Origin of the sequence: Paludisphaera sp. (assembly GCF_037189885.1) — a bacterium.
GTDB lineage: Bacteria > Planctomycetota > Planctomycetia > Isosphaerales > Isosphaeraceae > Paludisphaera.
In genome coordinates, this window is the sequence record NZ_JBBCIR010000010.1 from 169,330 (window position 1) to 181,183 (window position 11,854).

Here is an 11,854-nt window from a genome sequence, read left to right on the forward strand (position 1 = left end):
AATCCGTCGGCGGCGTGCGGGAACGTCCGCCCCACGATAGCCCCGCGACGTTATCTAAGTCAAGTGCCATGCGAGACTTGTGGGTCGAATCGGCGGGCCGTCCGGGGCGGGGCGGGGTCGAAACGGAAAAATGTTCTGGCGTGCGCTAGACGACCACTGTACATTAGCCACAAACAGCCACCATACTGATCGTCCGTGTGCCGCGCGGCCGATCGACCGCGCGCGACGCGCGCCGCGACCATCGATCCGACCCCAACCCGAGACGACTGGAGCATCCCATGGCCGACCTCGACTCGCTGACCTCGCGGCAGCGCGAGATTTACAGCTTCATCCGGAGCAAGATTCAGGGACGAGGCTACGGGCCGACGGTGCGGGAGATCGGGCAGCACTTCGAGATCAAGAGCCCCAACGGGGTGATGTGCCACCTCAAGGCGCTCCAGAAGAAGGGCCTGATCCACCGCGAGCCGAACATGTCGCGCGCGATCCAGCTCCTGGACGACCCGGCGACGGCGCCGGCGGCCGCGAGCCTGAAGCTGGTGGGGCGGATCGCCGCCGGCCAGCCGATCGAGGCGATCGAGCAGGACGAGGAGCTGACGTTCTCCGACTGGGTCGAGGACGGCGGCAAGTTCGCCCTCCGCGTCGCCGGTGAGTCGATGATCGAGGAGCACATCGCCGACGGCGACTACGTCGTCATCAAGCAGCAGGACCAGGCCCGCGACGGCCAGATCGTCGCCGTGCGCGACGACGACGGCGAGGCGACCCTCAAGCGGATCTATCGCGACCGGGGCCGCGTCCGCCTGGAGCCCGCCAACAAGACGATGAAGCCGATCTTCCGCGACAAGGTCGACATCCTGGGCGTCCTCGTCGGCGTCGTCCGGAAGTACTGAGCGGCGCGCGGGCTTGACGGAGTCCGGCCCCATCCCGATCATCGAGGCCCGGCCGGTGGACTTCCCCCGCGCCGGCTTCGTCGAGTCGCGACCGCCACCGAAGGATCGAATCACGAACATGGAACCGGACGCCTCGGCCCCGGCCGACCTCGTCATGCTCTTCACCGACGGCGCCTGCTCCGGCAACCCGGGCCCCGGCGGCTGGGCCTACATCCTCCGCCACCCGGCCAGCGGCCAGGAGCGCAGCGAGTCGGGAGCGGAGTGGGACACCACCAACAACCGGATGGAGCTGACCGGCCCCATCGAGGGCCTCGCCTCGCTGAAGCGACGGTGCACCGTCGAGATCGTCACCGACAGCCAGTACGTCGCCAAGGGCATCAAGGAGTGGATGCCCAACTGGAAGCGACGGGGCTGGCAGCGCAAGGAAGGCAACGCGCTGAAGCCGGTGATGAACGTCGACCTGTGGAAGCGGCTCGATGAGCTCCTCTCCGCCCACGACGTCCGCGTCACCCACGTTTTGGGCCATCGCGGCCACGCCGAGAACGAGGCCTGCGACCGCATGGCCGTCGCCGCCTACAAGGAATTGAAGCGCAACGGCTCGGCCTGAGCGCGCGATGGGACCCCAGCGCCGCCGTCCGCGTCGTCCCCTCTCCCGGGCGGGAGAGGGGGCGGGATCGGGCCGGGAATCAGAGCCGGAGGGTTTCGGCGAGCTTCTCGGGGGTGAGGAAGTAGCCGAAGTAGAAATCGCCGAAGAGGGCGTACTTCGCGGAGGACTCGTCGAACCGCATGGTGTAGACGATGTCCTTGAGGAACAGCGGGTTGCGGGCCCAGAGGGTGACGCCCCACTCCCAGTCGTCCAGGCCGGTCGAGGCGGTGATGACCTGGCTGACCCTCCCGGCGTAGGCCATCCCGCTCTTGCCGTGCTGGGCCATCAGCTCGGATCGCTCTTCGAACGGCAGGAGGTACCAGTTCTGATCCCCCTGGCGCATCTTGCTCATCGGGTAGAAGCAGAAGCAGGGCCAGTCGGGGAACTTGGGGTACATCCGATGCTCGTTCATCGGCCCGAGGCGCTCGGCGTAGGAGGAGACCTTGGCCCGGAACGACGGGCTCTCGGGGTCGAGCTTCTCGCGATCGCGGAGGATGGCCGCGTACTGGTCGGCGTCCGGCACGTACTCCGAGACCTCGGTGACCGAGTAGAACGAGTAGCTCGGGCGGAAGGCCGCCCCCAGCGGCGAGGCCGCGAGCGCGTTCTGGATCCCGTGAATCGCCTGGATGTCCGGCCCGGCGAGCATCGCGCCGAAGTCGGCCTTGTGGCCGGGGACCGCGAAGACCTGCGACTGCTCCACCCCCTCGGGCCTCGCGCCGAGGATTTCCGCGAACGCCTCGCGGCCACGCTTCCGCGTCGCCTCGTCGAAGCGGCCGAGGATGTCGCGGTCCACCTTGTAGAACAGGTGGAGGAAGTGCCAGCCGGTCTCGGGGACCAGGGAGGCCGGGACCTCCTGGCGCGATGGCCTTCGCGCGGGACGCTCGCCGGCGTGGGCCTCCGGGGACTGGGCGGGCTGGGTGGCGGTGGAAGTCTCCTGGTTCATGTCGATCCCCTCGCGAACGGCGCCTGAGTCGGCCTCGGTCTCTTCAAGGCCCGATTGTAGGTCGCGACGCTCGCGGGGTACAAGGCCGGGGGATTTCGCGGGGCGTCAGGGGCGGTCCGCGACGGCCCCGTTCGTCCGCGGCTTGCAGAGGCCGCACGCCTTCAGCCGCTTCGCCTCGACCTCCTCCATCGAACCCAGCGTCCGCAGGTTCGCCGGGGCGATCTTGGCGGCGGCCGAGCATCCGGCGCGGTGGAACATCATGGAGTCCGCGTTGTAAACGAAGGCGTGACCCCGGGCCTCGTCCGCCTGGCCGGCGGGCGGGGCGGCTTCGGCCGAGGAGAGCGCGGCGACGAGCCCCCGCGACGGGGCGGCGGTCCCGGGCGCGCCCGGTCGGAATCGGGTGGCCCCGAAGTATCCCAGGGAGAGCCCCAGCGCCAGGACTACCAGGCCGCCGGCGAGCCCGGCGAGCGAGGGGCGTCGGCGTGGCCTGGCGACCGGCCGGGCCTGCTCGCCCAGCCAGGCGTCCAGGTCGGCGGCGAGCGCCCGGGCGCTGGCGTAGCGGTCGTGGGGGCGTTCCGAGGTCGCCCGCTTGCAGATCCGGACCAGCTCGGCGGGGATGGCGGGGTCGATGCCGGCCCAGTCCTCGGCCGAGGGGGCCGACGGGCCGACCGGCGAGGCGGCCGGGGAGCGGACGGTGGAGACCGAGTTCGGGCCCCGGCCGACCAGCGTCTCGAACAGGACGACGCCCAGGCTGAAGACGTCGCTGCGCTCGTCGGCCTGGCGGCTGTTCCCCTGGGCCTGCTCCGGGCTCATGTAGATCGGCGTGCCGACGATCGCCCCGTCGTGCGTCAGGTCCGAGTCCATGTCGGCCCGGCGCGCCAGGCCGAAGTCGATCAGCCGGGGCCGGCCGTGCTCGTCGATCAGGATGTTGGCCGGCTTGATGTCGCGGTGGACGACGCCGTTCTCGTGGGCGTACCCGATGGCGTCGGCTAGGTCGCGGATCATCCGGGCGGCGGCCGCGGGCTCGAAGGCGTGATGGTCCAGGTGCCACCAGAGCGGCCTGCCCACGACGCGCTGATAGGCGACCCAGCAGCGGCCCCGATCGAAGCCCGAGTCGTACACGGCCACGATGTTCGGGTGGTCCAGCCTCGCCGCGGCGCGCGCCTCGCGGAAGAATCGCTCCAGGACGCGGTCGTTGGGTCGGGCCTGGCGCAGGATCTTCAGCGCGACGTCGCGGTCGAGGCGCGGGTCGTAGGCGAGGAAGACCTCGCCGAAGCCGCCGTCCCCCAGGCGGTCGCGCAGCTGGAACCGGCCCAGGACCCCCAGCGAGCCCCGCGACCACGTCGCGGTCCACTCGGAGTCGGGACCCCTGGCCGCGAGCGATTCCATCGTGGCGGAGATCGAGGAGTCGTCGCGGTCGTCCGACCCCGCCCGGCTGTCGAGGGCCTGGCCGCAGTACGGGCACGCCCCCGAGGCCGGATCGACCCCGCCCGCCTCCAGCTCGACGCTGCGCAGGCAACCCCGGCAGACCACCCGGACCGGAGCGTTCATCTTCCCGGACTCCATCGACCTCGGTTCCTGGCCGCGTCGCGGCCTCCGCATGCGGGCCGACGCCACGCACGCGTCCTCCGACGGGATCGGCGTCCAGCCCTCCGCCCTAGAACCTAAGCCATCCCACCGCGAAGGCCAACTCGCCCCGATTTCCCCTCTCGGCCGGTGAGCCGTCATGGCGTCGCTCCGCTCGGGTGGTCTCATCGCGCGTCAACGTCGACCGGGGCCGTCATCGAGTCGTCGAGACGCCCCACAATCTAGATTCGCTGCACCCAGGCATCATGTGACGCTCTGGGGTGAAAAAAAAGGCCGCTTGGGCCGGCGGTTAACCAACAAAAGCAGGCGTCCCCGATGTAACTCGGGGACGCCTGCTGGATTAGGCCCGCGGCGGTGGCGCGGCGATCAGGGGTTGATGGTGGCGCCGGTGGCCGGGTTGACCGGCAGCGGGGCCGGCGGGGCGTCGATGGCCGGGGGCCCGGCGCAACGGCGGAGGTGGTCCTTGTCGATGTAGACGACCTCGACCCGGTGCTTGACGTGGTTGAACGGGATGGGGTAGTCGGCCCAGTACAGCTCGTCGAAGTAGACGGTGCACTTGTAGTGGCAGTGCACGAGCTGGCAGGGCCCGGCCAGGGGGTAGACCTTGCACGGGTCGACCTTCTCGCCGATCTTCTCGATCAGGAAGCGGACGTTGTTCCGCTGGGTCTCGTAGAAGACGGGCGAGCCGTTCTTGAACTTGGGCACCTTCTCCCAGACCTCCTCCTCGCTCGGCGGGTCGAGGCAGGCGGCGGGGGCGAAGTCGCCGGGGATCGGGTCGAGGATCGGCACCCGTCCCTCGTGGTTCTCGCGCTCCATGTCCTCCTCGAGTCGCTGCGACTGGGAGGCGAAGATCGGCCAGGCGAACGACCAGCCGGTGGGCTTCAGCGGCGAGATGTTGCGGAAGACGTAAGATAGCCCGCAGCCGACGTGCGTCGTGCAGAGGGCCACCGTCAGGGCACCCATGGCAAGGCCGCGAACCCAGCGCGGGGTCTTGTGGCTCAGGTGCCGCGCGGATCGGAACATGGTCTTATCCCCTCCTTGGGAGTGTGCGCGAACACGCCGACGGGCGCTCCAGCCGCGTCGACCTACCGGCGCCGGGATCGCTATCCTGTCTCGGGCAAAGTCGACCGATCGTTCCGGCGACTTCCTCATCGCGACCGGTCCATCTGGTCTTCTTATCGATCGCGGCCCGCGTCGCTTGTGAGGAATTTCCGGATTCCCCCGAGATTCCCCCGCCGACCCCGGACCCCGAACGACGCTCAACCTCGCGCCTCTCGTCCCGCATCATCGGCAAGACCGGCCCCGCGACTTGGGCCGAAGTGGAGGGAGGTCCCGGCGACGCCGGGCCGCGGGCCCGTGACGCTGGACCGGGAGCCTCGCCCGGCCCGTCGTTCAATCGGGTAAAGTGAGTACCCGGCCCTGTCGACCGAGGTCACCCCCCGCGGCCCATCGCCGCGATGATCGCGTCGGCGTCGTGGACGCAGCCGCCCCAGACGCCGCCGGAGGCTTCCTGGAGGGCGGCCCAGAGGCGGACGTCGTCGGGGAGGTCGGGGTCGGGGGCGAGGCCGGGGTGGGGCGGGCGCCCGTCCAGGATCCGGGCGCCCTCGACGGGGCCGACCTCGACGCCGTCGGCGCCGACCATGTCGATCGTGCCTTCGAGGTTCACGCGGTCGATGACGACGCGGACCAGGTCGCCGTCGCGGAGCTTGCCCAACGGCCCGCCGGCCAGGGCCTCCGGGCTCACGTGGCCGACGCACGCGCCGGTGGAGACGCCGGAGAATCGCGCGTCGGTCAGCACGGCGACGTGCTTGCCGAACGGCAGGAACTTCAGCGCCGACGTGATCTGATAGATCTCCTCCATCCCGGCGCCCAGCGGCCCGCAGCCGATGAGGACCACCACGTCCCCCGCCACCACCGGGGCGACCGTCCGCCCCTTGATCGCCGCCACGGCGTCGCGCTCGCGGGTGAACACCCGCGCCGGGCCGAGCTTGCGATACACGCCGTCGGCGTCGACGACCGTCGGGTCGATCGCCGTGCTCTTGATGACCGACCCCAGCGGCGCGAGGTTCCCCCTCGGGAACGTCACCGTGCTGGTCAGGCCCCGCTCGCGCGCCCGCCCGGGGCTCATGATGACCTCGTCGGGGTCGACGCCGTCCTCCTGATAAAGCCGCTCGCGCGACCGCTTCCGGCGCTCGCTCCCTTCCCACCAGTCGAGCACCCGGCCGAGGCTCGTCCCGGCGACGGTGGCGGCCGATTCGTCGAGCAGCCCGAGCGCCCGCAGGTGGAGCATGATCTCCGGGACGCCCCCGGCGAGGAAGACCCGGACGGTGGGGTGATGGACCGGGCCGTTGGGGAGGACGCTGACCAGGCGCGGGACCTTCACGTTGATGGCGTGCCAGTCGTCGACGCTCGGCCGCCGCAGGCCGGCGGCGTGCGCGATCGCCGGGACGTGCAGCAGCAGGTTCGTCGACCCGCCGACGGCCGCGTGGACGACCATCGCGTTGCGGATCGCCGCGTCGGTCACGACCTCGCGCGTGGTCGCGCCCCGACGCGCCAGGTCCGCCAGCGCCCTCGCCGATCGCCGGGCCATGTCGAGCCACACCGGCTGGCCCGAGGGCGCCAGGGCCGAGTGGGGCAGCGACAGCCCGAGCGCCTCGCCGACGACCTGCGCCGTGGCCGCCGTGCCGAGGAACTGGCAGCCGCCGCCGGGGGAGGCGCAGGCGCGGCAGCCGTAATCGGCGGCGGCCTCCAGCGTGATCTCGCCGTGGGCGTAGCGGGCGCCGATCGTCTGGATCGCCGCGGCGTCCTCGCCCGAGCGCGGCGGCAGCGTCACGCCGCCGGGGACCAGCACGGTCGGCAGGCCCGGCGTCCCGGCCAGGGCCAGCATCATGGCCGGCAGCCCCTTGTCGCAGGTCGCCACGCCGAGGACGCCCTTGCGCCTCGGCAGCGACCGGATCAGCCGGCGGAAGACGACGGCCGCGTCGTTGCGGTAGGGGAGGCTGTCCATCATCCCCTTGGTCCCCTGCGAGCGGCCGTCGCAGGGGTCGGAGACCATCCCCGCGAACGGGACGCCCCCCAGCCGCTTGAACTCCTCGGCGGCCGCCTTCACCAGCAGGCCGATCTCCCAGTGCCCCGTGTGATACCCCAGCGCGATGGGCCTGCCGTCCTCGCCGCGCAGGCCCCCCTGCGTGCTGAGGATCAGGAACTGGTCGCCGCGGGTCTCCGACGGCGCCCAGCCCATGCCGGCGTCCTGCGACATCCCGAACAGGTCGCCCGAGGGCCACTCGCGCAGCATCTCGTCCGTCAGCGGCAACTCGCCCGCCGGCCCCTCCGCGCTCGTGGCGACGGACCTCCAGTCGACCTCGGGCGATTCGACGAGGCCGCGCCAATCGGGATTCTCGGACGGGTCGGGGGTGGACATGGGCGGGCTCGATTCGAGGTCGTGAGGCGGGAGGGCGGGGGCGTCTTCGCGGCTCGGCATGCTGGAACGATCGGGCGGCATGCGTCGTCCCCTCTCCCGCCGGGAGAGGGCAGCCGCGCCAGCGGCGGGTGAGGGTCGTCGCGTCGGGGAGGGACCGTCGGTCGCGCGAGTCGCGAACCGAGGTTATCTCTACTATCCGCCGACCCTCACCCGGCCCTCCGGGCCACCCTCTCCCGGTGGGAGAGGGGATGAAAGGTCGGGGCCGATGCTGAGCTAGTCTATGCCTCCAAAAATACCGACGGCAACCCCGCGGCCGCCCGTCACGTCCCGTCGGACGGCCGCGGGACGACGCGCAGGCCCGCCTTCTCCAGCCGGCTGAGCAGGACGGGCCAGTGCCGGGCGAAGCCGTGGGCGTTCATGGTGTGGCTGCACTCCACGGTGTCGCGATCGTACCGGCCGACGACGCGGGCCCCGCCGGGCGCGCGGAACAGCGCCCGTCGCACGGCCGAGACGCTCGGCGCGGCGACGTGGAACCGCATCCGCGCCGCGGCGTCCTCCGCGATCGCCCCTTCGTCCGCCGCGCCCAAGTTGGTACCCTGGATGTCCATGTTCGCGCCCCCGTCGGCGCGTCCGCGCCGGTGCCCGATCCCTGAAGAAGACGCCGCCATGATCGACCCTCCCAGCAACATCAAGGCCCATCAGGCCGAGCAGATCCTGGAAGTCTCCTGGCCCGACGGCGCCGTCGACCGCCTCCCCTATCGCTTCCTCCGCGCCGAGTGCCCCTGCGCGAGCTGCCAGGACGAATGGACCGGCGAGCGCATCATCCGGCCGGACCACGTCCGCGAGGACATCCGGCTCGAAGGGTTGGAGACCGTGGGGACCTACGCCCTCCAGCCCTCCTGGAGCGACGGCCACTCCACCGGCATCTTCACCTGGGAGCTGCTGCGCAAGGCCGCCGCCGACCTCGCCGCGTCGTGACCGCCCCCCTGATCACCGTCGCGATCCCCACGTTCAACGGCTCGGCCCACCTGGCCGAGACGCTGGCCGGCGTCCTCGCCCAGCGCGGCGCGGCGTTCGACCTCCTGGTCCGCGACGACCGTTCGGACGACGACACGGTGGCGATGGTTCGCGACCTCGCCGGCGATCGCGCGCGGATCGAGATCAACGCCGAGCGCCTGGGGCTGGCCGGCAACTGGAACCGCTGCGTCGCGACGGCCCGTACGCCCTGGGTGGCGGTCTTCCATCAGGACGACGTGATGCGACCCGGCGACCTCGCCCGCCGCGCCGACGCCCTGGCGAGGCCCGGCGCCGACGCCCTCGGCCTGCTCGCCGAGCCCGCCGACGTCGTCGACGGCTCCGGCCGGCCCGTCCCCCCCTCCGTGGTCGGATATGGCGGCGTCAACGACCGCGACCCCTCGGGGTCGGGCGTGGTCGACTTCGCCCCCGGCGAGTTTTCGAAGCGGCTGGCGGCGTCGAACGTCCTGCGGTGCTCGGCCGTGACCACCAGCCGGCGGGCGCACCGGGCCCTCGGCGGGTTCGACCCGTCGTGGCGATACGTCGTCGACTGGGAATTCTGGCTCCGCGCGGCCGACCGCTTCGCCGTCCGCTGGATCGTCGGGCCGCCGCTGGTCTCCGTCCGATGGCACGCGGCCAGCGAGACCCACCGCTTCAAGCACGGCCTGGACGACCTGGAGGAGAGCGCCCGGCTGGTCAGCTCCCGCGGCGGGCGGCCCGGCCGGGCTCTGGCCCGCGCGTACCTCAACCGGGCGCACGAGGCCGCCCGCGCCGGCCGCGTCGAGCTGGCAAGGACGGCGCTGGGACGCGCGGCCAGGCTGTCACCGGCGGCAACCGCCGCCGCCCTCGCAGACCCCCGCCTCGCCGCCCAGATGGGCCTCCTCGCCCTCGCCCCCGGGCTCGCGCGCCGATGGCTGGCTCGCGGCGATTGACAGGTCGCAGAGGGGGATGATCGGGTCGGTCGATTCGATCAGGTCCCTCAGGGTGACGCGCCGGAACGCCTCCTGCACGGAGGCGTAGGCGCGGTCCAGCTCGCGATGCAGCGGGCAGAGCGAGGTGTGCGACGGCAGCCCCAGCGGGCATCGCTCGATGCGCTCGATCGGCGCGACGGCGTTCACCACGTCCAGGATCGTCACCTCGTCGGCCGGCCGCGCCAGCTCGTGCCCGCCGCCGGGCCCCGGCTTCGAATGCAAGAGCCCCGCCGCCGCCAGGTCGCGCAGCACCCGGTTCAGGTACGACCGCGGCACCTTCGTCCGCTCCGCGAGCACGTCGGCCGACGCCGGGCCCCCCGCCGCCCCCGCCAGGCAGACCGTCGCCCGCAGCGCGTATTCCGCCGTCTTTGGGATCATGAGATCACCACCCTGAAATCCGGACCTTGACCTCCAGTATTAATTCTGTACATTGTGATGAAGATTTCCCAGCCCTTCCTGCGAGGAGACGCGATGCTTCGCCCGGAGACGATCGACCTCATCAAGCGCCTGGCCCCGGTCGTGGCGGCCCACGCCGAGACCATCACGCGGCGGTTCTACATCAGGATGTTCGACGGCGACCCGGCTGTGAAGGTCTACTTCAATCAGGCCCACCAGTTCAGCGGGGGGCAGCAGCGGGCGCTCGCCGGGGCGATCTGCGCCTACTTCGCCCACATCGACAACCCGGGCGCCCTGGGGCCGGCGGTCGAGCTGATCGCCCAGAAGCATTGCTCGTTGGGGATCCAGCCGGAGCATTATCCCATCGTGGGCAAGCACCTGCTGGCGGCGATCAAGGACGTGATGGGGGACGCGGCGACCGACGAGGTCATCTCGGCCGTCGGCGAGGCCTATGGGTTCCTGGCCGAGGTCTGCATCGCCCGCGAGGCCGAGATCTACCGCGAGCAGCGCGAGGCGCCCGGCGGCTGGAACGGCTACCGCAAGTTCGTGGTCGATCGGAAGGTCCCCGAGAGCGACATCGTCACCTCCCTCTACCTCGTCCCGGCCGACGGCGGCCAGCTCCCACCGTATCGCGCCGGCCAGTACATCACGGTCCGCGTCGACCACCCCGGCACGCCGACCTCCCCCCGCAACTACAGCCTCTCCGACCGCCCGGGGCAGGGCCACTACCGCATCAGCGTCAAGCGCGAGCCGAGCCCCACGCCGAACGACCCCGCCGGGCTGATCTCGAACTACCTGCACGACGACGTCCTCGCCGGCGACGAGCTGGAGATCGGCCCGCCGTGCGGCGAGTTCGTCCTCGCCCCCGACGAGCGGGATCGCCCGGTCGTCATGCTGGCCGGCGGCATCGGCGTGACGCCGCTGCTGGCCATGGCCAAGGACGTCGTCCACCGCGAGCCGGAGCGCGAGCTGTACTTCCTGCACGCCGCGCGCAACAGCCGCATCCAGCCCTTCGCCGACGAGCTGCGGGCGCTGGCGGAGGCCCCCCGGGCCGACGTCCACGTCCGGTTCGACCAGCCGCTCCCCGACGACCACGACGCCGACCGCTGCCACTCGGTCGGCTTCCTCGACGCCGATCTCATCCGGTCGTGGGCTCCCCACGACCGCGCCTCCTTCTATTTCTGCGGCCCCAGGCCGTTCATGCAATCGGCGTACTCCGCCCTCAAGTCGCTGGACGTCCCCGACGACCGCATCCGCTTCGAGTTCTTCGGTCCCCGCCAGGAGATCCTGGCCCCGGCGACCTCCTGACTTGACGCGACGCCCATGTCATCCCCCGCGTCCGATCGCCTCGCCGAGGCGATCGAGCACGTCCCCCGGGGCCTCGACCCGGATCGACCGGCGCGATTCCCCGCGAGGTTCCACGCGGATCCACCAGGCGTCCGGGGGGAGCGAGTCGACGACGAGGTCGGCCCACTCCACCAGGCAGACCCCCCCGGCCGACCAGTAATCGGCCGGCCCCAGATCCTCGAACGCCGCGGGGGAGGGGAGTCGGTAGGCGTCGAAGTGATAGACGGGGAGGTCTCCCTCGTATTCATGGATGAGCACGAACGTCGGGCTGGCGATCGCCGCCGGGTCGACCCCCAGCGCCTCCGCGACCGCCCGCGACAACCGAGTCTTCCCCGCCCCGAGCGGCCCCACCAGCCCCACCACGGTCCCGGCCGCCGCCACTCCCGCCAGCGCCTTCCCCAAAGCCTCGGTCTCCCCCTCGCCGTCGAGATCGACGACCAACGCGGCGGCTTCACGACGAACGTCCATCGAGCCAGATCCCCCCGAGGAAATCGATTCAGCGACGCCCGCGCCACAAGTAGGCCTAATCCGTCCCCTCTCCCGCCGGGAGAGGGTAGCCGCGCCAGCGGCGGGTGAGGGGCTCGGCGCTTCGGGAACCACATCAGAAGCGCCCTCATGAACCGTCGCGATCCCCGAAATCCG

12 protein-coding genes are annotated in these 11,854 nt (G+C 71.5%); 5 read left to right on the forward strand and 7 right to left on the reverse strand.

The window, feature by feature from the left end; genetic code table 11:
* Positions 1-278 precede the first annotated feature (278 nt).
* Both lexA and rnhA read left to right on the forward strand, forming a co-directional pair.
* Positions 279-887 carry a transcriptional repressor LexA gene (gene lexA, locus WG209_RS04780; protein ID WP_337173866.1) on the forward strand — a complete coding sequence of 203 codons (609 nt, stop codon included), beginning with the start codon at positions 279-281 and terminating at the stop codon, positions 885-887.
* Positions 888-1,005: 118 nt separating this feature from the next.
* Positions 1,006-1,494 (forward strand): ribonuclease HI, encoded by a 489-nt coding sequence (gene rnhA / locus WG209_RS04785; protein WP_337173867.1) that lies wholly within the window; start codon positions 1,006-1,008, stop codon positions 1,492-1,494.
* A 79-nt stretch (positions 1,495-1,573) separates the two neighbouring features.
* Here rnhA and hemQ read toward each other — a convergent pair whose 3' ends face one another.
* The 5 genes from hemQ to WG209_RS04810 form a co-directional block, all read right to left on the reverse strand.
* On the reverse strand, positions 1,574-2,476 hold the full coding sequence (hemQ, locus tag WG209_RS04790) for a hydrogen peroxide-dependent heme synthase (protein WP_337173868.1): 903 nt from the start codon (positions 2,474-2,476) through the stop codon (positions 1,574-1,576).
* A gap of 105 nt (positions 2,477-2,581) precedes the next feature.
* Positions 2,582-4,027 carry a serine/threonine-protein kinase gene (locus WG209_RS04795; RefSeq protein WP_337173869.1) on the reverse strand — a complete coding sequence of 482 codons (1,446 nt, stop codon included), beginning with the start codon at positions 4,025-4,027 and terminating at the stop codon, positions 2,582-2,584.
* A gap of 402 nt (positions 4,028-4,429) precedes the next feature.
* A complete protein-coding gene (locus WG209_RS04800; protein WP_337173870.1) occupies positions 4,430-5,086 on the reverse strand; it encodes a hypothetical protein in 657 nt (218 codons plus the stop codon).
* A gap of 409 nt (positions 5,087-5,495) precedes the next feature.
* Positions 5,496-7,484, reverse strand: a complete 1,989-nt coding sequence (locus WG209_RS04805; RefSeq protein WP_337173871.1) for a YjhG/YagF family D-xylonate dehydratase — start codon at positions 7,482-7,484, stop codon at positions 5,496-5,498.
* Between the two features lie 320 nt (positions 7,485-7,804).
* The gene (locus WG209_RS04810; protein ID WP_337173872.1) at positions 7,805-8,092 is read right to left on the reverse strand and encodes a hypothetical protein; all 288 of its coding nucleotides are present in this window, start codon (positions 8,090-8,092) and stop codon (positions 7,805-7,807) included.
* A 58-nt stretch (positions 8,093-8,150) separates the two neighbouring features.
* Here WG209_RS04810 and WG209_RS04815 point away from each other — a divergent pair, with 58 nt between their 5' ends.
* On the forward strand, positions 8,151-8,462 hold the full coding sequence (locus tag WG209_RS04815) for a DUF971 domain-containing protein (RefSeq protein WP_337173873.1): 312 nt from the start codon (positions 8,151-8,153) through the stop codon (positions 8,460-8,462).
* A complete protein-coding gene (locus WG209_RS04820; protein ID WP_337173874.1) occupies positions 8,459-9,430 on the forward strand; it encodes a glycosyltransferase in 972 nt (323 codons plus the stop codon). Before WG209_RS04815 ends, WG209_RS04820 begins: the two co-directional genes overlap by 4 nt.
* On the opposite strand, the gene WG209_RS04825 is transcribed toward WG209_RS04820, so the two are convergent.
* On the reverse strand, positions 9,320-9,847 hold the full coding sequence (locus WG209_RS04825) for an Rrf2 family transcriptional regulator (protein ID WP_337173875.1): 528 nt from the start codon (positions 9,845-9,847) through the stop codon (positions 9,320-9,322). The two genes, WG209_RS04820 and WG209_RS04825, sit on opposite strands and share 111 nt — an antisense overlap.
* A gap of 93 nt (positions 9,848-9,940) precedes the next feature.
* Here WG209_RS04825 and hmpA point away from each other — a divergent pair, with 93 nt between their 5' ends.
* Positions 9,941-11,173 (forward strand): NO-inducible flavohemoprotein, encoded by a 1,233-nt coding sequence (hmpA, locus tag WG209_RS04830; RefSeq protein ID WP_337173876.1) that lies wholly within the window; start codon positions 9,941-9,943, stop codon positions 11,171-11,173.
* An 18-nt stretch (positions 11,174-11,191) separates the two neighbouring features.
* Here hmpA and tsaE read toward each other — a convergent pair whose 3' ends face one another.
* Entirely contained in the window at positions 11,192-11,680 is a 489-nt protein-coding gene (gene tsaE / locus WG209_RS04835) for a tRNA (adenosine(37)-N6)-threonylcarbamoyltransferase complex ATPase subunit type 1 TsaE (protein ID WP_337173877.1), read from the reverse strand.
* Positions 11,681-11,854: the final 174 nt, after the last annotated feature.

Bases quoted from the DNA above. Each gene is read 5' to 3' on its own strand.
- lexA (WP_337173866.1), top strand. From the start codon at position 279: ATGGCCGACCTCGACTCGCTGACCTCGCGGCAGCGCGAGATTTACAGC.
- rnhA (WP_337173867.1), top strand. From the start codon at position 1,006: ATGGAACCGGACGCCTCGGCCCCGGCCGACCTCGTCATGCTCTTCACC.
- hemQ (WP_337173868.1), bottom strand. From the start codon at position 2,476: ATGAACCAGGAGACTTCCACCGCCACCCAGCCCGCCCAGTCCCCGGAG.
- WG209_RS04795 (WP_337173869.1), bottom strand. From the start codon at position 4,027: ATGAACGCTCCGGTCCGGGTGGTCTGCCGGGGTTGCCTGCGCAGCGTC.
- WG209_RS04800 (WP_337173870.1), bottom strand. From the start codon at position 5,086: ATGTTCCGATCCGCGCGGCACCTGAGCCACAAGACCCCGCGCTGGGTT.
- WG209_RS04805 (WP_337173871.1), bottom strand. From the start codon at position 7,484: ATGTCCACCCCCGACCCGTCCGAGAATCCCGATTGGCGCGGCCTCGTC.
- WG209_RS04810 (WP_337173872.1), bottom strand. From the start codon at position 8,092: ATGGACATCCAGGGTACCAACTTGGGCGCGGCGGACGAAGGGGCGATC.
- WG209_RS04815 (WP_337173873.1), top strand. From the start codon at position 8,151: ATGATCGACCCTCCCAGCAACATCAAGGCCCATCAGGCCGAGCAGATC.
- WG209_RS04825 (WP_337173875.1), bottom strand. From the start codon at position 9,847: ATGATCCCAAAGACGGCGGAATACGCGCTGCGGGCGACGGTCTGCCTG.
- hmpA (WP_337173876.1), top strand. From the start codon at position 9,941: ATGCTTCGCCCGGAGACGATCGACCTCATCAAGCGCCTGGCCCCGGTC.
- tsaE (WP_337173877.1), bottom strand. From the start codon at position 11,680: ATGGACGTTCGTCGTGAAGCCGCCGCGTTGGTCGTCGATCTCGACGGC.